General features: G+C 58.8%; 28 protein-coding genes. 24 read left to right on the forward strand and 4 right to left on the reverse strand.

The features are described 5' to 3' along the window. Window positions 1-526, forward strand: a 526-nt coding sequence (locus MHM88_RS13495; protein ID WP_255734649.1) for an EF-Tu/IF-2/RF-3 family GTPase, incomplete at its 5' end; no start/stop codon positions are given. Window positions 527-677: 151 nt separating this feature from the next. On the opposite strand, the gene MHM88_RS13500 is transcribed toward MHM88_RS13495, so the two are convergent. The 3 genes from MHM88_RS13500 to MHM88_RS13510 form a co-directional block, all read right to left on the reverse strand. Further along, window positions 678-1,592 carry an aldo/keto reductase gene (locus MHM88_RS13500; protein ID WP_239366046.1) on the reverse strand — a complete coding sequence of 305 codons (915 nt, stop codon included), beginning with the start codon at window positions 1,590-1,592 and terminating at the stop codon, window positions 678-680. A 3-nt stretch (window positions 1,593-1,595) separates the two neighbouring features. Continuing rightward, complete coding sequence (locus MHM88_RS13505; protein WP_239366049.1) at window positions 1,596-2,435, reverse strand: phytanoyl-CoA dioxygenase family protein; 840 nt, start codon at window positions 2,433-2,435, stop codon at window positions 1,596-1,598. 444 nt (window positions 2,436-2,879) lie between these two features. Next, a complete protein-coding gene (locus MHM88_RS13510) occupies window positions 2,880-3,734 on the reverse strand; it encodes a glycosyltransferase family A protein (RefSeq protein WP_239366052.1) in 855 nt (284 codons plus the stop codon). A gap of 338 nt (window positions 3,735-4,072) precedes the next feature. On the opposite strand from MHM88_RS13510, the gene MHM88_RS13515 reads away from it, so the two are divergent. The 16 genes from MHM88_RS13515 (at window position 4,073) to MHM88_RS13590 (ending at window position 14,854) form a co-directional block, all read left to right on the forward strand. Then, the gene (locus MHM88_RS13515) at window positions 4,073-4,633 is read left to right on the forward strand and encodes a hypothetical protein (RefSeq protein WP_239366054.1); all 561 of its coding nucleotides are present in this window, start codon (window positions 4,073-4,075) and stop codon (window positions 4,631-4,633) included. Window positions 4,634-4,803: 170 nt separating this feature from the next. Continuing rightward, a complete protein-coding gene (gene rpsJ, locus MHM88_RS13520) occupies window positions 4,804-5,118 on the forward strand; it encodes a 30S ribosomal protein S10 (protein ID WP_005621947.1) in 315 nt (104 codons plus the stop codon). Window positions 5,119-5,136: 18 nt separating this feature from the next. Further along, window positions 5,137-5,856 (forward strand): 50S ribosomal protein L3, encoded by a 720-nt coding sequence (rplC, locus tag MHM88_RS13525; protein ID WP_239323307.1) that lies wholly within the window; start codon window positions 5,137-5,139, stop codon window positions 5,854-5,856. After that, window positions 5,853-6,470 carry a 50S ribosomal protein L4 gene (gene rplD / locus MHM88_RS13530; RefSeq protein WP_011537608.1) on the forward strand — a complete coding sequence of 206 codons (618 nt, stop codon included), beginning with the start codon at window positions 5,853-5,855 and terminating at the stop codon, window positions 6,468-6,470. Before rplC ends, rplD begins: the two co-directional genes overlap by 4 nt. Further along, a complete protein-coding gene (locus tag MHM88_RS13535; protein ID WP_005621923.1) occupies window positions 6,467-6,763 on the forward strand; it encodes a 50S ribosomal protein L23 in 297 nt (98 codons plus the stop codon). The genes rplD and MHM88_RS13535 overlap by 4 nt, the downstream gene beginning before the upstream one ends. Window positions 6,764-7,047: 284 nt before the next feature. Continuing rightward, on the forward strand, window positions 7,048-7,821 hold the full coding sequence (locus tag MHM88_RS13540) for a hypothetical protein (RefSeq protein ID WP_239366057.1): 774 nt from the start codon (window positions 7,048-7,050) through the stop codon (window positions 7,819-7,821). 240 nt (window positions 7,822-8,061) lie between these two features. Continuing rightward, complete coding sequence (rplB, locus tag MHM88_RS13545; RefSeq protein ID WP_005621914.1) at window positions 8,062-8,904, forward strand: 50S ribosomal protein L2; 843 nt, start codon at window positions 8,062-8,064, stop codon at window positions 8,902-8,904. 3 nt (window positions 8,905-8,907) lie between these two features. Beyond that, on the forward strand, window positions 8,908-9,186 hold the full coding sequence (gene rpsS, locus MHM88_RS13550; RefSeq protein ID WP_005621910.1) for a 30S ribosomal protein S19: 279 nt from the start codon (window positions 8,908-8,910) through the stop codon (window positions 9,184-9,186). 3 nt (window positions 9,187-9,189) lie between these two features. Further along, window positions 9,190-9,570, forward strand: a complete 381-nt coding sequence (gene rplV / locus MHM88_RS13555) for a 50S ribosomal protein L22 (RefSeq protein WP_005621907.1) — start codon at window positions 9,190-9,192, stop codon at window positions 9,568-9,570. Next, a complete protein-coding gene (rpsC, locus tag MHM88_RS13560) occupies window positions 9,570-10,289 on the forward strand; it encodes a 30S ribosomal protein S3 (RefSeq protein WP_239323305.1) in 720 nt (239 codons plus the stop codon). Before rplV ends, rpsC begins: the two co-directional genes overlap by 1 nt. A 13-nt stretch (window positions 10,290-10,302) precedes the next feature. Beyond that, the gene (gene rplP / locus MHM88_RS13565; protein ID WP_239323304.1) at window positions 10,303-10,716 is read left to right on the forward strand and encodes a 50S ribosomal protein L16; all 414 of its coding nucleotides are present in this window, start codon (window positions 10,303-10,305) and stop codon (window positions 10,714-10,716) included. Between the two features lie 236 nt (window positions 10,717-10,952). Next, a complete protein-coding gene (locus tag MHM88_RS13570) occupies window positions 10,953-11,276 on the forward strand; it encodes a hypothetical protein (protein ID WP_239366060.1) in 324 nt (107 codons plus the stop codon). A 134-nt stretch (window positions 11,277-11,410) separates the two neighbouring features. Continuing rightward, a complete protein-coding gene (locus MHM88_RS13575) occupies window positions 11,411-12,121 on the forward strand; it encodes an ABC transporter substrate-binding protein (RefSeq protein WP_239366063.1) in 711 nt (236 codons plus the stop codon). A 148-nt stretch (window positions 12,122-12,269) separates the two neighbouring features. Further along, window positions 12,270-12,890 (forward strand): TIGR02466 family protein, encoded by a 621-nt coding sequence (locus MHM88_RS13580; RefSeq protein WP_239323301.1) that lies wholly within the window; start codon window positions 12,270-12,272, stop codon window positions 12,888-12,890. Between the two features lie 118 nt (window positions 12,891-13,008). Further along, complete coding sequence (locus tag MHM88_RS13585; RefSeq protein WP_239366066.1) at window positions 13,009-13,719, forward strand: sulfotransferase family 2 domain-containing protein; 711 nt, start codon at window positions 13,009-13,011, stop codon at window positions 13,717-13,719. A 91-nt stretch (window positions 13,720-13,810) separates the two neighbouring features. Continuing rightward, window positions 13,811-14,854, forward strand: coding sequence for a succinylglutamate desuccinylase/aspartoacylase family protein (locus tag MHM88_RS13590; RefSeq protein ID WP_239366069.1), 1,044 nt, complete (start codon window positions 13,811-13,813; stop codon window positions 14,852-14,854). A gap of 68 nt (window positions 14,855-14,922) precedes the next feature. Here MHM88_RS13590 and MHM88_RS13595 read toward each other — a convergent pair whose 3' ends face one another. Beyond that, window positions 14,923-15,534 carry a hypothetical protein gene (locus tag MHM88_RS13595; RefSeq protein WP_239323298.1) on the reverse strand — a complete coding sequence of 204 codons (612 nt, stop codon included), beginning with the start codon at window positions 15,532-15,534 and terminating at the stop codon, window positions 14,923-14,925. A gap of 344 nt (window positions 15,535-15,878) precedes the next feature. Here MHM88_RS13595 and rpmC point away from each other — a divergent pair, with 344 nt between their 5' ends. The 7 genes from rpmC (at window position 15,879) to rpsH (ending at window position 18,391) form a co-directional block, all read left to right on the forward strand. Continuing rightward, the gene (rpmC, locus tag MHM88_RS13600; RefSeq protein WP_005621881.1) at window positions 15,879-16,079 is read left to right on the forward strand and encodes a 50S ribosomal protein L29; all 201 of its coding nucleotides are present in this window, start codon (window positions 15,879-15,881) and stop codon (window positions 16,077-16,079) included. 12 nt (window positions 16,080-16,091) lie between these two features. Continuing rightward, on the forward strand, window positions 16,092-16,322 hold the full coding sequence (rpsQ, locus tag MHM88_RS13605) for a 30S ribosomal protein S17 (RefSeq protein ID WP_239323297.1): 231 nt from the start codon (window positions 16,092-16,094) through the stop codon (window positions 16,320-16,322). A 102-nt stretch (window positions 16,323-16,424) separates the two neighbouring features. Beyond that, window positions 16,425-16,793, forward strand: a complete 369-nt coding sequence (rplN, locus tag MHM88_RS13610) for a 50S ribosomal protein L14 (protein ID WP_005621870.1) — start codon at window positions 16,425-16,427, stop codon at window positions 16,791-16,793. Beyond that, complete coding sequence (gene rplX / locus MHM88_RS13615; protein ID WP_239323296.1) at window positions 16,793-17,098, forward strand: 50S ribosomal protein L24; 306 nt, start codon at window positions 16,793-16,795, stop codon at window positions 17,096-17,098. The genes rplN and rplX overlap by 1 nt, the downstream gene beginning before the upstream one ends. Then, window positions 17,098-17,661 (forward strand): 50S ribosomal protein L5, encoded by a 564-nt coding sequence (gene rplE / locus MHM88_RS13620; RefSeq protein WP_239323295.1) that lies wholly within the window; start codon window positions 17,098-17,100, stop codon window positions 17,659-17,661. Before rplX ends, rplE begins: the two co-directional genes overlap by 1 nt. A gap of 19 nt (window positions 17,662-17,680) precedes the next feature. Continuing rightward, complete coding sequence (rpsN, locus tag MHM88_RS13625) at window positions 17,681-17,986, forward strand: 30S ribosomal protein S14 (RefSeq protein WP_239323294.1); 306 nt, start codon at window positions 17,681-17,683, stop codon at window positions 17,984-17,986. Between the two features lie 12 nt (window positions 17,987-17,998). Further along, complete coding sequence (gene rpsH / locus MHM88_RS13630; RefSeq protein ID WP_239323293.1) at window positions 17,999-18,391, forward strand: 30S ribosomal protein S8; 393 nt, start codon at window positions 17,999-18,001, stop codon at window positions 18,389-18,391. Window positions 18,392-18,404 lie beyond the last annotated feature (13 nt).

Genomic DNA, 18,404 nt, shown 5'->3' on the forward strand with positions numbered 1-18,404 from the left:
GATCTCCGGCCGCGGTACCGTTGTGACCGGCCGTGTGGAGCGTGGCGTGATCAACGTTGGCGACGAAATCGAAATCGTCGGCATCCACGACACCAAGAAAACCACCTGCACCGGTGTGGAAATGTTCCGCAAGCTGCTGGACCGTGGTGAAGCCGGCGACAACATCGGCGCCCTGCTGCGCGGTGTTGACCGTGACGGCGTTGAGCGTGGTCAGGTTCTGTGTAAGCCGGGCTCCGTGACCCCGCACACCAAATTCGAGGCAGAAGCATACATTCTGACCAAAGAAGAAGGTGGCCGTCACACCCCGTTCTTTGCGAACTACCGTCCGCAGTTCTACTTCCGCACCACCGACGTGACCGGCACCGTGACCCTGCCGGAAGGCACCGAGATGGTGATGCCGGGCGACAACCTGAAGTTCGAAGTTGAACTGATCGCGCCGATCGCGATGGAAGACGGTCTGCGTTTCGCCATCCGCGAAGGCGGCCGCACCGTTGGCGCCGGCGTCGTGTCCAAGATCCTCGCGTAAGTCTCGCGAAGATCTGAGAGTAGAGAGGGCCTCCCAACGGGAGGCCCTTTTTTGTTGCGAGGCGCTGCCTCGCGCTCCGAGGTATTTGTAAAAAGATGAAGCGCTCGCCCCAGGGGATCCGGCGGCGCGCCACCTTAGCGCTGCGGTACCTCTATAGGTCCTCAAGCGCAGATCTGATCTCGTCGAGCTTGAACTGCGGGAGGGTTCTGACCTTGATGATAGAGGTCAGATGGTCTGGTTTACTGATGCCGACAAGGCTGCACAGCGACACTTCATTCAACAAAGCCGCAGCAATAGCAAACTCGCTGAGCGTGAGATCAAGGGCCTGGGCGACTGGGCGCAAGGCAGAGATTTTCTCGTGTATTTCGGCCAGAAGCGCCTGAGGAAGCTGGTCTCTGGCGTCATGAAAGCGGCAGGCCGGACCTTCGCGAAAGAAGGTCTCGGTTATCAGGCCGCGAAACAGGGTGGAGCGGCCAATAAACTTCTGCCCGCGCTGATGTAGCCTCGATAAGAACGGCTCATCGCATCGACGCTCGAGTGCTGAATAGTTCCATTGCAGATAGCTGCCAAACCCGATGTCAGCCGCATGTTGCAGCTCCTCCCAGCTGCGCGGGCTGACACCATAAGATCCGATGTAGCCCTCCTCTCGCGCCTTCTCAAACAGCGACCGGGTGTTATCGGAGAGCAGCGCTGGCGGTGGACCATGCAGCAACACCACATCGATCACATCCATCTGGAGCCGCCTGCGGCTATCATCGAGACAGGAGAGGAATGTCTGCCAATTGATCTCGTCCGGTGCAGCTGCGTTGAGGCGCGAGAGTTTTGTCACAATCAGCAGATTATCTCGCTGCCCGGAACGGTTTACGGCTGTCCCCAGCAGGGTTTCACTGACACCGTCACCATAGGCTTGCGCCGTGTCGAAAACATCAATCCCGCTCAAGATTGCGTCTTCGATCAGCTTGATGCGTTGCGCCTCGGGACCGGCGCGCCAACCGTTTTGCATTCCGTTGAGGGTCTGTTCCCCGCCAAGTTGCCAGCAACCAAACCCGATCTTGCCATAGCCCATTTGTCAGAGCTTTTCGTACAGTCTGAATTCGAAGGAGACGCGCGTTTCATCCTCGTTGTTGTTCAGGGCGAGACCATGAATCAGGTGGGAGGAAAAGATCAGGAATTCATCAGGTTTGGGGTTTTCACGGACCAGAGCGGTGTTTCCGCCCCAATCGAGAATACTTGCAACGCTGTAGCGCTGAGCGTTCATCGTGCTGCCGGCTTTGGTGCGGGTGATCTTGCTCTCAGGCAGAAGGTGGCTCCCAGGGGCCATCGGGAGCCCGCTACAGTCATTCACACCACACACGGGGATCCAGATATTGACCATTTTGGGCACGGAACCGTGTTGGTCGAAGGCTTCGTAGATGTCTTTGTGAACCGTATTGTAGTTGTGACTTTTGGGCTTGTTGATGCGCGCGATCATCCAGACATCCGTATTCGTCTGCGGATTGGTAAAGCTCAGATCAACCCCGAGATAGGCGCTGAAATTCTTGACGATCTTGGCACTGTCAAAGCCGAGGTCGGAGGGAAACAGGCGTCGGCTGCGTTTGATCACCTCGCCATGGAGCGCATCGTCGACGTAAGCGTGATACCGTTCAAGCGTGAAACCGCTAAGGTCGATTTCCGGGCGCAACTCTGAGACGATCTGCATGATTGCTGCTGTGGTTTCTGTATAGATCGCGTCGGGATCATAAAAATCATCAGCCTTCAGCGTCGTATAGCCGGCGTTATACCAGTCGGTGTGTTTGGTGATATCGTCGAACTTGGTGGACAACACCTCGTCTGATCCCACACCGTAAACGTCCTCAGCTGCAAGCTGTACTGGGATTTCTGTGCCGTTGATGAGATATTGGGTTTTCATAATTGGTCGCTCTAAAGTTGATTGGACCCGTTGCGAGTCGCTCAGAATGATGTCCATAATTCGTTTAAAACGAGTGAAAAATTCTAGCGATTGGGGCGCTGGCCACGTGCGGGGCAGTGGCGCATCGCGATCAGTCCAAAGGGGGAAAGACCAAACCGACTTAGGAGATCGTGGACCAAGTGGAGACGCTGCGGCCTTGCGCTCCGAGACATTTGCGCAAAGGTGAAACAAGCCATTGCCGCCCCGGGGATGGTGGGCTCGGCATCCTTGGAGCGCGTCGCGTGTGGAACCGACTTTGCTGAATTTGGCCCTTGGTCGCACCGCACTCGCGATGACGGCGGTGAGATGCTCTGGCTCGCTGACGCGCCCAACGTGGTGTGGACGTGATCCGAGGTGCGCGTCGTCATGAATGGCTGTCGAATTCGCGCGCCGATAGGTGCCGGGCTAGCGAATTCTGTCCAACTGTTTGCGCACGGCCAGGAGCATGTGTAGCGCGGTCTGTTGGTCCCCCTCCGAAAGATGGTATTGGGACAGCCTCAAATCAGTGCCTGATTGCGTCAGAATCTGATCCAGCGGCTCCCGTGGTGACCACACCCCGCCAGCGTGGACACGATAAATGGACGGCTCCACGTCCTGCATATACTTGAAGCCACCGTAGCTGCCGAGCGTGCTCCAGAGAACCCGGTCCTCATTGACCACAGTGCCGATTTTTTCAGGGATCGAGATTCCACCCCGGAAGAAGAGTGTGTTGGTCAACAGCCAACAGGCACATCTCTTCAATTCCGCGGGAGAATAGTCGCGCTGAAACGCCGGTGGTAGCTTACTGTCGGATTGTACGTCGTAGTTCACATCTACGACGGTAGAGTTGTGCCCGCATGCGACAAAGCTCTTGTTTGCCTCCAAGAAGTCAAATTGCTTCTGGATCTTGGATACATCCGACCAGGCGTCATCTCCATCGCAAAGAGCGATGTACTTCGGACTCATGGCGTTGACGATGCGCTTGAACGGAAAGGCGCCTTTGCTCCAGAAGTTGTCTGCGGCATTGATCACTCTGACTTCGATGGGTTTGTCCCGAAATCTCTCAAGGCACTCATGTATTTTCTGGGGTGTCTGATCGGTCGAGCAATCATTAAAGATCACGAGCCCTAATGTACCCGAAAACTCTTGGGTCAGTACGGAATTCAGGCACTGCTCGATGAAAGCTTCGTGGTTGTAGGTGACCGTGATGACAACGACGTCCAAATGGTCCATCTCAAGATTGGGTTTTGGCAGTTGCATCGAAAGATTTTCAATATGCATGGATCGGTTACACCTCAACTGAACAGCCCTCTAAGCCGCGTGCAAACGTGGTACGTTCAATTCCTTTAAATCGAGTGAAGCCTCTGCGCTTGCTTGCGAGGCAGGCCGCCCAGCGGTGCACCCGTTTGGGGGAGGGGGAAGCGCCGAGTGGCTATCCCCCTTTCTGATGTACGTCGCGCGGTCTATGTGGCATGTGGCTGGCACGCCGTTGCGGTGACCGGCCAGATTGACGACTGCATTTTTGGGGTTCGGATTTGATTGCGCAGCTGTTCTCTTTTCTGCGGAGCGTTGCGATTGGGATATGGGGCGCTGTTGTTATGTACATGGGAGGTGCCCTCATGCTTGTTGCGCTCCCTTCGCTTCAGGACAATGCCGAGAAATCCATCAATGACAATGGCGTGCGTCCGGAGGCTGTTCAGCTACGTTTTCTGCATCCCGGCTATTTTGTGGGTGCCTTCAATGAGTTTGAAGCCAGCGGTTGGTTCAACGGTTTGTTTGGCTCCTTCGTTGTCGAAAAGAACGACGTGAAATCCTACGCCGTGTTCAGCGCCGCCGCTGGTGACACCGACGGCCCGCATCTGATTGCAGTGCGACAAGATGATGGCATTCGCGCGTATCTGCGCGCCATCTTGCGGGGAAAGCAGTCGTTGCCCGCACAGGTGCGCATCCGTGGCTTCGTGACCGCCCGGGAGTATTACGATTTCGAGATTAAGCGGGACCTTCGACGCAAGGGGCACGTTCTGCGAGGCCGAATATACTATGTGGAGGTCTTCACGGATCGGCGCGGGCGAACACTTGCTTTCCTTTGGGGCCGTGAAGTTGGTCTCCTGGGCTTTAGTGTCGTCACGGTGTTTGTTGGCTTTGTTTTGATCCGTTCAGAGAGGGAGACCGCGCGATGATCTATAAAGCCGCTCCTCCCCCTTGCCACACTGTACCAACAGGTGTAACAGGCCCCATCCCGCACTGCGGGAAATGGGCGGGGTGATTCCCGCCTTTTGGGTTCGATGAGGGTACGTGATGAGCACGGGACCTTCCTCTCAACCCCAACGCCTGACTAAAAGGCTATACGATGCAAAGCCAAAACATCCGTATCCGGCTGAAGGCATTTGACTATCGCGTGCTGGATGCCTCCACGCAAGAGATCGTCAACACTGCCAAGCGGACCGGCGCACAAGTGCGCGGCCCGATCCCGCTGCCGAACAAGATCGAGAAATTCACCGTTCTGCGTGGTCCCCACGTGGACAAGAAATCCCGCGATCAGTTCGAGATCCGGACGCACAAGCGTCTTCTCGACATCGTCGACCCGACCCCGCAGACCGTGGACGCGCTGATGAAGCTCGACCTGGCTGCCGGCGTTGATGTCGAAATCAAGCTGCAGTCATAAGATCGGAGGGTAATTCATATGCGCTCTGGTATTATCGCAAAGAAAGTGGGCATGACCCGCTTGTTCATGGAAGACGGCAAGCAGATCCCTGTGACCGTTCTTTCCCTCGATGGCCTGCAGGTTGTCGCTCAGCGTACCGATGACAAAGACGGCTACACCGCCGTTCAGCTCGGTGCTGGTTCCGCAAAGGTCAAGCGCGTCTCCAAGGCGATGCGCGGTCACTTCGCGGCCTCCAAGGTTGAGCCCAAGCGCAAGTTGGTCGAGTTCCGCGTTCCCGCGGATGGCCTGATCGAAGTCGGCGCGGAAATCTCCGCCGAGCACTTCCTGGAAGGTCAGAAAGTCGACGTCACCGGGACCTCCATCGGTAAAGGTTTCGCCGGTGCGATGAAGCGTCACAACTTCGGCGGTCTGCGGGCTTCCCACGGTGTGTCGATCTCTCACCGTTCGCACGGTTCCACCGGTCAGTGTCAGGATCCGGGCAAAGTCTTCAAAGGCAAGAAGATGGCCGGTCACATGGGCGCTGCTCGCGTGACCACCCAGAACCTCGAGGTTGTCAAAACCGACGCCGACCGTGGTCTGGTCTTCATCAAAGGCGCTGTTCCCGGTCCGAAATCCGGCTGGGTCACCGTCAAAGATGCCGTGAAGAAGAAAGCACCCGAAGGTCTGCCGTTCCCGGCGGCTCTGAAGACTGCTGCTGAAGCTGCGGCTGAAGCACCCGCGGAAGGGGGTGAAGCATGAAACTTGACGTGATCAAACTGGACGGCGGCAAAGCGGGCGACATCGAACTGTCCGAAGACCTGTTCGGCCTGGAGCCGCGTGCGGACATCCTGCACCGTGTGGTCCGTTGGCAGCGCAACAACGCGCAGGCCGGCACCCACAAGGTGAAGACCCGCTCCGAGACCTCCTACTCCACCAAGAAGATCTATCGCCAAAAAGGCACCGGTGGCGCACGCCACGGCGACCGTAATGCGCCGATCTTCCGCAAAGGTGGTATCTACAAGGGTCCGACCCCGCGGAGCCACGGCCACGATCTGACTAAGAAATTCCGCAAGCTGGGTCTGCGCCACGCGCTGTCCGCCAAAGCAAAAGCGGGTGAACTGGTCGTGATCGAGAACGCCGAAGCCGAAGGCAAGACCGCCGCTCTGGCCAAACAGGTTGCAAACCTGGGCTGGAAACGCGCTCTGGTCATCGACGGTGCTGCCGTCAACGAAGGCTTCGCTCGTGCCGCCAAGAACATCGAAGGTCTGGATATCCTGCCGTCGATGGGCGCAAACGTCTATGACATCCTGAAGCGTGACACCCTCGTGCTCACGAAGTCGGCTGTCGAAGCACTGGAGGCTCGCCTGAAATGAGCGCGAAGGCAGAACACTACGACGTGATCCGCAAGCCGATCATCACCGAGAAATCCACCATGGCGTCCGAGCACGGCGCAGTGGTGTTCGAGGTGGCAATCGACTCCAACAAACCGCAGATCAAAGAAGCTGTCGAAGCTCTCTTTGGTGTGAAGGTCAAAGCGGTCAACACTACCGTCACCAAGGGTAAGGTCAAGCGCTTCCGCGGCCAGCTGGGCAAGCGGAAAGACGTGAAAAAAGCCTACGTCACCCTGGAAGAAGGCAACACCATCGACGTGTCCACCGGACTCTGAGATTTGGTTGCTTGAGAATTGAGAAGGCCCCTGCGAAAGCGGGGGCCTTTTTCTGTTAGTGGATACCACAAACGGCAGCGCCTGACTCTGGGTGGGCGTGAAGCGCCCTCCCGTGGGAGTAATAAGAAAACAAAAAAGGCTCACCCAAAGGGTGAGCCTTCTCTCAATTAGGCGGGGGGTCCGTCACTGCCAGAGCAGCGCTGCCGACCTTTTCCCCTGCCTTTCAAGGCTAGACATAGCATTGGCCGCACAGATATTCAAGGTGTTGTCAGGGGAGTTTTGATTTGAAAATTGTTGACTATATTTCCCAAGAGAGATTGGCCACGTTCGAGGGCTTTACGGACACTCAGGATAGGGCGATCATACTCCACAATCATACTTTGCAGCTTGGTTCGTCCCTGATGTCAATGATTGCGTTGTTCGAACTGGCCTTAAGGAACAGTACAAATCACCAATTGGTCACGGATTTTGGGGATGACCAATGGCTGCTACCGGGAAGTACATCGATTCCGCTGAAGCCATTCGAAGTGAAAGCACAAAAAACAGCGGTTCGTCATGCCAGAAAGGCCGCTTACTCTAAACTTAGTTACAAAGAGAAGACATATCTCGATGCTTTTGCATATCCGGGTGGTGTACCTTCTGGTGCCTCACATGATGAAAAAGCTAGGGAAAGGCAGAAGCTTTTTGTTGTGTCACACGGTCAAGTGATTTCGCAGACCACCTTTTCCTTTTGGAAGCGTCTATACTCCGGCGATTATGCTGGTACGCTATGGAAGAAATCCCTAAAAAAGGTTTTCCCCAACAAAGATATCGAGCGCTCTGACGTAGCAAGGGCGTTGGAGGTCGTCTATGCAACCAGAAATCGCGTCGCTCATCATGAGCCAGTTTACGGTGTTAGGTTGGGTGAAGCGATGGACGCGCTTAAATTCCTGCGGGATACGCTCGGTGCGAAGAGGGCGGAAAACCCATCTGAGTTTCAAAAATTTTCGAGAATTCAGTACTTACGACTGCGCATGGACTACGAGAGTTTTCAAGAGGTTTGGAATACTCTCACCTAGAGCATAGTCGGTATCCCCCATTGCCACCTCCCTCAACCTCTGCTACATCGCACCAATCCTGACAGGCCTCGGATTCGTTCCGGGGCCGTTATCTTTGTCGGGACATTCGACCCAGGGACCTTCGGGGCCCTTCATCGGTCACCTGAACCCGGCGCGGATGCGCCAAGGCAGGGGGCTTTAACATAGCTGGGCCAAAGATAATAACCTAAGGCTCGGCACGCTAAACGGAAGACAGAAAGCATGGCACTTAAGTCGTATAAACCGACGACGCCGGGCCAGCGTGGGCTGGTTCTGATCGACCGTTCGGAGCTTTGGAAAGGGCGTCCGGTCAAGTCTCTCACTGAGGGTTTGACCAAATCGGGCGGCCGGAACAACACCGGACGGATCACTTCTCGCCGCCGTGGTGGTGGCGCAAAGCGTCTTTACCGGATCGTTGACTTCAAACGGAATAAATTTGATGTCGCCGCGACCGTCGAGCGCATTGAATATGACCCCAACCGGACTGCCTTCATCGCATTGGTGAAGTATGACGACGGCGAGCAGGCTTATATCCTCGCGCCGCAGCGTCTGGCAGTTGGTGACAAGGTCATCGCCTCCGCAAAGGCAGACATCAAGCCGGGCAACGCAATGCCGTTCTCGGGCATGCCGATCGGTACCATCGTTCACAATATCGAAATGAAGCCCGGCAAAGGCGGCCAGATCGCCCGTGCAGCCGGTACGTATGCTCAGTTCGTTGGTCGTGATGGTGGCTACGCTCAGATCCGCCTGTCCTCGGGCGAACTGCGCTTGGTCCGTCAGGAATGCATGGCCACCGTTGGTGCCGTGTCCAACCCCGACAACTCCAACCAGAACTACGGTAAAGCCGGTCGTATGCGCCACAAGGGCAAGCGTCCGAGCGTCCGTGGTGTGGTTATGAACCCGATCGACCACCCCCATGGTGGTGGTGAAGGTCGGACCTCCGGTGGTCGTCACCCGGTGACCCCATGGGGTAAGCCGACCAAGGGTAAGCGCACCCGCAACACCAACAAGGCGTCGCAGAAGCTGATCATCCGCTCGCGTCACGCTAAGAAGAAAGGGCGCTAATCTATGACTCGCTCTGTATGGAAAGGCCCCTTCGTCGATGCTTACGTGCTGAAAAAAGCCGAAGCAGCGCGCGAGTCCGGCCGCAATGAAGTGATCAAGATCTGGTCCCGTCGTTCCACCATTCTGCCCCAGTTCGTGGGTCTGACCTTTGGTGTGTACAACGGCCAGAAGCACATTCCTGTCAACGTCTCGGAAGACATGATTGGTCAGAAGTTCGGTGAGTATTCCCCGACCCGCACCTATTATGGTCACGCCGCTGACAAAAAAGCGAAGCGGAAGTAAGTCATGGGCAAGGATAAAAACCCCCGCCGCGTGGCAGACAACGAAGCAATGGCGAAAATCCGCATGCTTCGCACCAGCCCGCAGAAACTGAACCTGGTGGCTCAGATGATCCGTGGCAAGAAAGTGGACAAGGCTCTGACCGACCTCACTTTCTCCAACAAGCGGATCGCGCAGGACGTGAAGAAATGCCTTCAGTCCGCCATCGCGAACGCCGAAAACAACCACAACCTTGACGTCGATGAACTGATCGTCGCCGAGGCATGGGTCGGCAAGAACCTGACCATGAAGCGCGGTCGTCCGCGGGCCCGTGGTCGCTTCGGCAAGATCCTGAAGCCGTTCGCTGAGATCACCATCAAGGTGCGTCAAGTTGAGGAGCAAGCCTAATGGGACATAAAGTCAATCCGGTTGGCATGCGCCTGCAGATCAACCGCACCTGGGACAGCCGCTGGTACGCTGACACCAAGGACTACGGTGATCTCCTCCTCGAGGACATCAAGATCCGTGAGTTCATCAAGGAAGAGTGCAAGCAGGCCGGTGTTGCCCGCGTGATCATCGAACGCCCCCACAAGAAGTGCCGTGTGACCATTCACACCGCGCGTCCGGGCGTGATCATCGGCAAAAAAGGCGCGGACATCGAAGTTCTTCGCAAGAAGATCGCTTCCATGACCGATTCCGAGCTGCACCTGAACATTGTTGAGGTTCGCAAGCCGGAACTCGACGCACAGCTCGTTGGCGAGTCCATCGCCCAGCAGCTGGAGCGCCGTGTGTCCTTCCGTCGCGCGATGAAGCGGGCCGTGCAGAACGCCATGCGCATGGGCGCCCTGGGTATCCGGGTGAACGTCGCTGGTCGTCTGGGCGGTGCAGAAATCGCACGGACCGAATGGTACCGTGAAGGTCGTGTGCCGCTGCACACCCTGCGCGCAGACATCGATTACGCACACTCTGAAGCCTCCACCCCCTATGGTATCATCGGTATCAAGGTGTGGATCTTCAAAGGCGAGATCATGGAGCATGATCCCCAGGCGCGTGATCGCAAGGCTCAGGAAATCCAGGACGGTCCGGCACCTCGCGGTGCAGGCGGTAACCGTCGTGGCGACCGCTAAGGAGTAACGCGATATGCTTCAGCCAAAGCGTACTAAATTCCGTAAGATGCACAAAGGCCGGATCAAGGGCGACGCCAAGGGTGGCTCTGATCTGAACTTCGGCACCTACGGCCTGAAGGCAGTGACACCCGAGCGTGTGACCGCCCGTCAGATCGAGGCAGCCCGTCGTGCCATGACCCGTCACATGAAGCGTCAGGGTCGTGTCTGGATCCGGATCTTCCCGGACACCCCGGTGACCTCCAAACCCGTCGAAGTGCGTATGGGTAAGGGTAAAGGCTCCGTGGACTTCTGGGCGTGCAAAGTGAAGCCGGGCCGTGTGATGTTTGAAATTGACGGCGTCAATGAAGACATCGCCCGCGAAGCGCTTCGCCTCGCAGCCATGAAGCTGCCGGTGCAGACCCGCATCGTGGTGCGTGAAGACTGGTAACTCCAGACTTCTGCAAATGAATGAAAGCCCCTCGTCAGGAAACTGGCGGGGGGTTTTTCTATGCGCGCTGCCTTCCGTTGGATGCGGCCTGATGTGCCGTCAGAACGTCCTCCGGAGGCGGGGGCGCGCAGGAGAACCGCCCCGTTTTGCGATCAGTTGTCGGAACAGAGAGTAAATGTTCACTTTATACCCCTATATCTGTTGACCTCCGCTTTTGATCCTCAGGAGGGCAGGTGATGAGACTTCAGGTTGGGCTGTTGGTGACATTGGTCGCGGTTGCCGGCTGTGATCTTTACGTCGGGCCGACCGGACAGGACGGTGCGACAGAGGCCGTCACGCGGCAGACGCGACTGGCGGCGATCAGTCAGGCGCCCTATCGCTACCGGCACGCCACCTATTGGACGCTGGCCAACGGCTGTACCTACTCCCCCGCACCCGGCGGGCCCGGTTCGACCGGGGGCTGGCGCTGGTTCCTGGTGAACAATCCGCTGTCACCGGAGCGGCCGATGGTGCACGAGGGCTGCGCCTATGTGTTCGAGGGCGATGGCCCGGGAATATGACTCCATTTGGGCGGCGGCGATGCCCGCTTTTGAAGCGCTAAAATTAGATTTGAAAACCTCAAATCCGGGAACGTTTCCTTTAACCTTGCGCGCTACGGTCCGGGCAGTTCAGCGATCACGGAAGGACCCTCACGATGAAGCTTGTTCCCACCTTTGCCACCGCGCTTTTTCTCGGCCTTGCCGGCGGCGCCCAGGCAGCAGATGTCATGCTGTTTACCGAAGACTACGCGCCCTTGAACTTTGAGCAGGACGGCGAGATCGTCGGTCTCGGCGCGGATCAGGTGTTCGAGATGATGGATCGGGCCGGTATCTCCTACGAGGTGGAGCTGACCCAGTGGTCCCGTGCCATCGGTCAGGCGGAGCGCCGCCCCAACACCTGCGTGTTCAGCACCACGCACACCGAAGAGCGTGATCCGAATTTCAAATGGGTGGAGCCTCTGGCCTCCGACAGCACCATTCTGGTGCGCAAGGCCGGCAGCGATGTGGCGCCCGCCACGATCGAGGAGGCCGCAGCCTACCGCACCGGCAGCCAGACCGGCGACTATACCGTTGGCGTGCTGGAGGAAGCGGGCTTTCAGCAAATCGATCTGGCCCCCAATCAGGCCGCGACGGTCAAGAAGCTGCTGCAAGGGCGCATCGACCTGATGGCCACCTCCGGTTCCTTCCTCGAAGCTTCGCGCGCGGATGGGGTCGAGGTCGAGGAAGCCCTGGTCCTCTCCACCACGACCATGTCGCTGGCCTGTAGCCTGAAGACCGATCAGGAGCTGGTCGACCGCATGCAGGCGGCGCTGCAATCGATGATCGACGACGGCACCCAGGCCGAGATCGCGGCGAAATACGAATAACATCGGCGGCCCGGGCAGCGCGCCCCGGCCGACCTGCCGAAACGACCTCGTGCCCCCAGCCGGGGCGCGGGGTCTTTTCTCAGGGGCCAGATCTTATGGGCGCAGACGCCTCTCGCCAAATCGCTGCGGCCTGCGGTAAGAGGACGCCATGGCCCAGATCGATTCCCTCTTTGTGACCCGCCTTTACCGTGCCGCGCTGTCCGAGCATGGTCCCAGCATTGACCCGCAGGAGATGGAAACCTCCTGCATCACCATCGCCGAAGATGACGAGGCGGGGCAGGACTGGTGCGAGCAGAACGGCTATCCCGGTTACACCTCCTATGCCTCGCTCACGGATCTGCCGTGGCGGTTTCCGATCTTTGCCGATCTGGTGACATCGCTCGATGCGCATGTGATGGCCTTCGCGCAGGATCTGGAACTGAACCTGGATGGGCGCGCGCTGAAGCTGGAGGATCTCTGGATCAATATCCTGCCCGAAGGGGGCACCCACGCCAGCCACATCCACCCGCATTCGGTGATTTCGGGCACCACCTATGTGGCCATGCCCGATGGCGCCTCCGCGCTGAAGCTGGAGGATCCGCGCCACGCGATGATGATGGCGCATCCGCCACGCAATAAGGACTGCCGCCGGGAGCTGAAGACCTTTGTCTATGAGAGCCCCAAGGTCGGCGATGTGTTGCTGTGGGAAAGCTTCATCCGCCATGAGGTGCCGATGAACATGGCCGAGGACGAACGGATCTCGGTCTCCTTCAACTACGCCTGGGCCTGAGCGGGCACGGGGCGAGAGGGCGCCGGCGCAATTTGGTCGTGAAATCACCGGGGACTTCAGGGTTCCTTAAGGCCCACCTGCGAGCTTGCCGCGGTGACCTCCGACCAACAGGTGCCCCATGATCGAATATCCAGAACACGCTGCTGCAAAGCAGACCGTGCCCGGTGATCTGGCCATAAAGTGGCTGGTTGAGACCTTTCAGCGGCCGTATTTCTTTGTCCATATTCCAAAATGTGGCGGCACCGCCGTCGCCGACGCGCTGAAGGGATACTACCTGCATGGCAAGGCGCGGGAATGGCGGCAGAAGACCGGCGGTGCGTCCTGGGACTCGCTCCGAACCTTTGCCTTGGTGCGTCGCCCATACGAGCGGGTCTGTTCGCTCTACCGGTACCGGTCCCAGATCGCGGAGGGCGAAGAGGCGGGGATCGATCTGTCGCTCAATGACTGGGTGGCCGAGGCTCTTGAGGATCGTGATCCGGAGGCGCTCGACACCGAAATGTCCCTGCACCCCTGTCTGCCCTGGGTCGTCGACCATGCCGGGGCACCATTGGTGAAACTGGTCTGCCGCCTGGAGGAAATCGACGACGACTGGACCATGGTTCAGCGGTTGACGCAATCCGATGTGGACCTGCCGATGCGCAACCGGACCGAACGGCTGTGCGGCACCACCGTCTCCGATCTGAATGCCCGCAGCCGCGCCATTATCGAGGATTATTATGCCGCCGATTTCGACAATTTCGGCTATCGCCGGATCGGTGCGGCCCAGAAACTGCGGCCCAAAGCGGAGGCGCCGATGGCCGGGGTGACCGAGGCCGCCTACGCACAGTGAGCGCAGACCGTGCTGCACCCGGCACGGGTGTGATTGTCAAAACGAGCAAAGCCGCATAGCGTCTGGGCGAAGTTTTCCAAGAGGCACAAGTATGACGCGGCGCTCCCCCTTTGACATCGGCGGCTTTCACATTCCTCCGGGCACCCGGCGCACGGTGGATCTGCCGGTCAGCGTGTTGTCGGATCACACGCCGGTCAACATGTCGGCCCATGTGATCCATGGCGCGGAGGCGGGGCCGACGCTGTTTGTCTCTGCCGCGATCCACGGCGACGAGGTGATCGGGGTGGAGATTGCCCGCCGGCTCTTGCGCAGCCGACAGTTCGCACGGCTGAAAGGCACATTGATCGTGGTGCCGATCGTCAATACCTTCGGCTTTCTCAATCACTCGCGCTATCTGCCGGACCGGCGGGATCTCAACCGCTGTTTCCCGGGCAGCGAGGGCGGCTCGCTCGCCAGCCGCCTGGCGCATCTGTTCATGACCGAGATCGTCGCCCGCTCCGACCTCGGGATCGACCTGCACTCCGCCGCCATCCACCGCACCAACATGCCGCAGATCCGGGTCTCCCCCAAGGCGCAGGAGACGCTGGCCTACGCCGATGCCTTTGGCGCGCCGGTGGTGATCCGCTCGGCCCTGCGCGACGGCTCGCTGCGGCACGAGGCCCAGAAGGCGGGCGTCGACATCCTGCTCTATGAGGCGGGGGAGGGGCTGCGCTTCGACGAACAATCGGCGCGGGTCGGGGTGGCGGGTATCCTGCGGGTGATGCACGCGCTTGGCATGATCCCCGATGACGGCGTGCCCCTGGCCGAAGTGGTGCCGGTGCGTGCCAGCGACTCCACCTGGGAGCGCGCGCCGGCGGGGGGGCTGCTGCGGGCCTACAAGACCACCGGCGAGATGGTGGAGGCCGGCGATGTGCTCGGCATCGTGGCTGACCCCTTTGGCGAGGAAGAGATGGAACTGACCGCCAGCCAGTCCGGCCTGGTGATCGGGCGCGCCAACCTGCCCATCGTCAACGAGGGCGACGCGCTGTTTCATATCGCCCGCGTCGTGAATACGTCAGAGGCGGAAAGCCGGATCGAGAGCCTGAACGCGCAGCTTGAAGGCGCGGCGATGTTTGATGAGGACGAGATCATCTGACGTCTCTCTGCGTCTGCAAAGGGGCGCGGGGGTGCGTTGCCCAGGCGTGAGCGCGCTGATCGGGGGGCTTAGAATGGGCGCGCGAACAAGCCGATAATACGGGTCATCTTGTCTCGGGGCAGGGCGGTCGGCTCCACCTCGAAGCGCGCCATGTAGCCGCGCATTTCCTTGAGCTCGAGGAACTCTTCGAGCACCTGATAGCGTTTGCGGTCGCGGTAGTCGTCAAACAGGATCGTTGCCTTCCGGGTGCAGCGCAGCATCGCCGTCAGCGCGCAGGCGACGCGAAACCTTCCGTCGATCAGGATCAGATCCGGATGGCGAAACCCCTCCTGGTCCCAGATCGCCAGCGGGTATTTGTGATAGCGGTGCTGCTGCTCGGTATTGACCGGCAGGCCCCATTTGCCGGTCTCGCCGATATTGACATAGTGCAGCTCGGGCGGCGAGGGGACGTCATTCTGTTCGAAATACCGCTGCATCATCAGGTGCCAGTCCCGGCTGCTCTCGACCGAGTAGAGCGTCTTGCCCGGCATTTCCGCGCCCAGAACGGTGGAGCCGCCGCTGCCGTATTCCAGGATCACATCCGCCGCGGCATAATGCGCCTCGACCCAGGCACAGACCTCGGGCGCGAAGGTCAGTTTCGGCCGTTCGACCAAGGCGTCATCGGTCTCGGTTGCAACCATAACAGGAGCCTTTTACAGGTGTGCGCAACGCCCAGTGCTGCGTGGTTGCAGGATCAAAGTCAAGCCCGCGCCCGGCGGCGGGGCGGCCCGGCGCAGACGCCGTTGCCAATGCATCCGCACCGGACCTTCCGAGGGAAGACCCGACCCGCCGGATAATCCGGAGGTTTCCCTTGCCCTCCCGGCCACCCTCCTGTAGAGGGACGCATCGCTCCCGCAATTCGCGAGTCGGATTGTGTCGGGCGATTCTTTTTTCTGCACGTTCTGTGCAGACGACATAACCCACCAGGGTAAAGGGTGACCCGCCATAAGGGGCCCTCTGGTGCCAAGGAAAGGAACGCAAGGCGATGAACGCCAAGGATCTGCGCGACAAAACCGTGGACGAGCTCCGCGACGAACTCGCAAACCTCAAAAAAGAGAGCTTCAACCTGCGCTTTCAACAAGCGACCGGTCAGCTGGAAAACACTGCAGGCATCAAGGCGGCCCGCCGCAACGCTGCTCGCGTGAAAACCATCCTGAACGAAAAAGCCGCAGCAGCGGCTGAATAAGGAGCTCTACAGATGCCCAAACGTATCCTGCAAGGCGTCGTGACCTCCGACGCAAACGCTCAGACCGTCACCGTGTCCGTGGAACGCCGTTTCACACACCCGGTTCTGAAGAAAACCATCCGTAAGTCCAAGAAGTACCGGGCTCACGATGAAAAGAACGCTTTCAAGGTCGGCGACTCTGTACGCATCATCGAATGCGCGCCGAAATCGAAAACGAAACGCTGGGAAGTCATTGACGCCTAAGAGCCTGTAACCACAGGCTCCTGGCGACTTTGCTGATCAGCACAGTCGAAACCCTGGGGGATCACAGCACGCATCGCTGCCCCAAAGGTCGGGAGAAACCACATGATCCAGATGCAAACAAATCTGGATGTAGCTGACAACTCCGGCGCACGCCGAGTTCAGTGCATCAAGGTTCTGGGTGGCTCCAAGCGTAAATACGCTTCCGTTGGCGACATCATCGTCGTCTCGGTTAAAGAAGCCATCCCGCGCGGTCGCGTGAAGAAGGGTGACGTCCGCAAGGCCGTTGTCGTTCGCACCGCCAAAGAGGTCCGTCGTGAAGACGGCACCGCCATCCGTTTTGACCGCAACGCTGCTGTTATCCTGAATAACAACAACGAGCCGGTCGGCACCCGTATCTTCGGCCCGGTTGTTCGCGAACTTCGCGCGAAGAACTTCATGAAGATCATCTCGCTCGCTCCGGAGGTGCTCTAATGGCTGCTAAACTGCGCAAAGGCGACAAGGTCGTCGTGCTTGCTGGTCGCGACAAGGGCAAGGAAGGCACCATTTCTTCCGTTGACCCCAAAGCCGGCAAAGCTGTCGTAGATGGCGTGAACATGGCCATCCGTCACACCCGTCAGACCCAGACGTCGCAAGGCGGCCGCCTGCCCAAGGCCCTGCCGATCGACCTGTCGAACCTGGCTCTGCTGGACTCCAACGGCAAAGCAACCCGCGTCGGCTTCCGCGAAGAAGACGGCAAGAAGGTGCGCTTTGCAAAAACCACCGGGGAGACTGTCTGATGCTTGACGATGCAACCTACACCCCGCGTCTGAAGACCCTCTACAAGGACACCATCCGTGGCGCCCTGAAAGAGGAATTCGGCTACAAGAACGAGATGCAGATCCCCAAGCTGGAGAAGATCGTTCTGAACATCGGCTGCGGCCGTGCAGCCGTCAAGGACAGCAAGAAGGCGAAATCGGCTCAGGAAGACCTGACCAAGATCGCCGGTCAGAAAGCGCTGACCACCGTTGCAAAGAACTCCATCGCTGGCTTCCGCGTTCGTGAAGGCATGCCGATGGGTGCAAAGGTGACCCTGCGTGGCGAGCGGATGTATGAATTCCTCGACCGTCTGATCACCATCGCGATGCCCCGGATCCGCGACTTCCGCGGTGTGTCCGGCACCTCTTTCGACGGTCGTGGCAACTACGCCATGGGCCTGAAAGAGCACATCGTGTTCCCGGAAATCGATTTCGACAAGATCGACGAATCCTGGGGCATGGACATCGTAATTGCCACCACCGCGAACACCGACGCGGAAGCTAAGGCGCTGTTGAAAGCTTTCAACATGCCCTTCAACAGCTGATCGCGGAGAGGAAGAGACCATGGCTAAAAAAGCAATGATCGAACGCGAAAAGAAGCGCGAGCGCCTGGTGGCCAAATACGCTGCCAAACGTGCCGAGCTCAAAGAGATCGCGAATGACGAATCCCGCCCAATGGAAGAGCGTTTCAAAGCGCGTCTGAAACTGGCGAAACTGCCGCGCAACTCGTCGGCAACCCGTCTGCATAACCGCTGCCAGCTGACCGGCCGTCCCCACGCTTACTATCGTAAGCTGAAGGTCAGCCGGATCGCTCTGCGGGACCTTGGCTCCAACGGCCAGATCCCCGGCATGGTGAAATCGAGCTGGTAAGGGAGAGACAATATGAACGATCCTATCGGCGATATGCTCACCCGTATCCGTAACTCTCAGCTGCGTGGCAAATCCACTGTCATGACTCCGGCGTCCAAACTGCGCGCCTGGGTTCTGGATGTGCTGCAGTCCGAGGGTTACATCCGCGGCTATGAGAAAGCGACTGATGAACGCGGCCACCCGGCGCTGGAAATCAGCCTCAAGTACTACGAAGGCGAACCTGTCATTCGCGAACTGAAGCGTGTCTCCACGCCCGGTCGTCGCGTGTACATGGGCGTCAATGACATTCCGCAGGTCCGTCAGGGCCTTGGCGTGTCGATTGTCTCCACCCCCAAAGGTGTGATGTCGGATGCAAATGCACGCGCGGCCAACGTCGGTGGCGAAGTGCTTTGCACCGTATTCTAAGGAGGCCTCAGCA

Source organism: Epibacterium sp. MM17-32 (assembly GCF_022348205.1).
GTDB lineage: Bacteria > Pseudomonadota > Alphaproteobacteria > Rhodobacterales > Rhodobacteraceae > Epibacterium.

What these genes read in the sequence shown, in the direction of transcription:
- rpsS (WP_005621910.1), top strand. Translation starts at nt 8,908, where the DNA reads ATGACTCGCTCTGTATGGAAAGGCCCCTTCGTCGATGCTTACGTGCTG.
- rpmC (WP_005621881.1), top strand. Translation starts at nt 15,879, where the DNA reads ATGAACGCCAAGGATCTGCGCGACAAAACCGTGGACGAGCTCCGCGAC.
- MHM88_RS13580 (WP_239323301.1), top strand. Translation starts at nt 12,270, where the DNA reads ATGGCCCAGATCGATTCCCTCTTTGTGACCCGCCTTTACCGTGCCGCG.
- MHM88_RS13595 (WP_239323298.1), bottom strand. Translation starts at nt 15,534, where the DNA reads ATGGTTGCAACCGAGACCGATGACGCCTTGGTCGAACGGCCGAAACTG.
- MHM88_RS13510 (WP_239366052.1), bottom strand. Translation starts at nt 3,734, where the DNA reads ATGCATATTGAAAATCTTTCGATGCAACTGCCAAAACCCAATCTTGAG.
- MHM88_RS13590 (WP_239366069.1), top strand. Translation starts at nt 13,811, where the DNA reads ATGACGCGGCGCTCCCCCTTTGACATCGGCGGCTTTCACATTCCTCCG.
- rplV (WP_005621907.1), top strand. Translation starts at nt 9,190, where the DNA reads ATGGGCAAGGATAAAAACCCCCGCCGCGTGGCAGACAACGAAGCAATG.
- rplE (WP_239323295.1), top strand. Translation starts at nt 17,098, where the DNA reads ATGCTTGACGATGCAACCTACACCCCGCGTCTGAAGACCCTCTACAAG.
- rplP (WP_239323304.1), top strand. Translation starts at nt 10,303, where the DNA reads ATGCTTCAGCCAAAGCGTACTAAATTCCGTAAGATGCACAAAGGCCGG.
- rplX (WP_239323296.1), top strand. Translation starts at nt 16,793, where the DNA reads ATGGCTGCTAAACTGCGCAAAGGCGACAAGGTCGTCGTGCTTGCTGGT.
- rplB (WP_005621914.1), top strand. Translation starts at nt 8,062, where the DNA reads ATGGCACTTAAGTCGTATAAACCGACGACGCCGGGCCAGCGTGGGCTG.
- MHM88_RS13515 (WP_239366054.1), top strand. Translation starts at nt 4,073, where the DNA reads ATGCTTGTTGCGCTCCCTTCGCTTCAGGACAATGCCGAGAAATCCATC.
- rpsC (WP_239323305.1), top strand. Translation starts at nt 9,570, where the DNA reads ATGGGACATAAAGTCAATCCGGTTGGCATGCGCCTGCAGATCAACCGC.
- rplD (WP_011537608.1), top strand. Translation starts at nt 5,853, where the DNA reads ATGAAACTTGACGTGATCAAACTGGACGGCGGCAAAGCGGGCGACATC.
- MHM88_RS13505 (WP_239366049.1), bottom strand. Translation starts at nt 2,435, where the DNA reads ATGAAAACCCAATATCTCATCAACGGCACAGAAATCCCAGTACAGCTT.
- rpsJ (WP_005621947.1), top strand. Translation starts at nt 4,804, where the DNA reads ATGCAAAGCCAAAACATCCGTATCCGGCTGAAGGCATTTGACTATCGC.
- MHM88_RS13570 (WP_239366060.1), top strand. Translation starts at nt 10,953, where the DNA reads ATGAGACTTCAGGTTGGGCTGTTGGTGACATTGGTCGCGGTTGCCGGC.
- MHM88_RS13535 (WP_005621923.1), top strand. Translation starts at nt 6,467, where the DNA reads ATGAGCGCGAAGGCAGAACACTACGACGTGATCCGCAAGCCGATCATC.
- MHM88_RS13585 (WP_239366066.1), top strand. Translation starts at nt 13,009, where the DNA reads ATGATCGAATATCCAGAACACGCTGCTGCAAAGCAGACCGTGCCCGGT.
- rpsH (WP_239323293.1), top strand. Translation starts at nt 17,999, where the DNA reads ATGAACGATCCTATCGGCGATATGCTCACCCGTATCCGTAACTCTCAG.
- MHM88_RS13575 (WP_239366063.1), top strand. Translation starts at nt 11,411, where the DNA reads ATGAAGCTTGTTCCCACCTTTGCCACCGCGCTTTTTCTCGGCCTTGCC.
- rplN (WP_005621870.1), top strand. Translation starts at nt 16,425, where the DNA reads ATGATCCAGATGCAAACAAATCTGGATGTAGCTGACAACTCCGGCGCA.
- rplC (WP_239323307.1), top strand. Translation starts at nt 5,137, where the DNA reads ATGCGCTCTGGTATTATCGCAAAGAAAGTGGGCATGACCCGCTTGTTC.
- rpsN (WP_239323294.1), top strand. Translation starts at nt 17,681, where the DNA reads ATGGCTAAAAAAGCAATGATCGAACGCGAAAAGAAGCGCGAGCGCCTG.
- MHM88_RS13500 (WP_239366046.1), bottom strand. Translation starts at nt 1,592, where the DNA reads ATGGGCTATGGCAAGATCGGGTTTGGTTGCTGGCAACTTGGCGGGGAA.
- rpsQ (WP_239323297.1), top strand. Translation starts at nt 16,092, where the DNA reads ATGCCCAAACGTATCCTGCAAGGCGTCGTGACCTCCGACGCAAACGCT.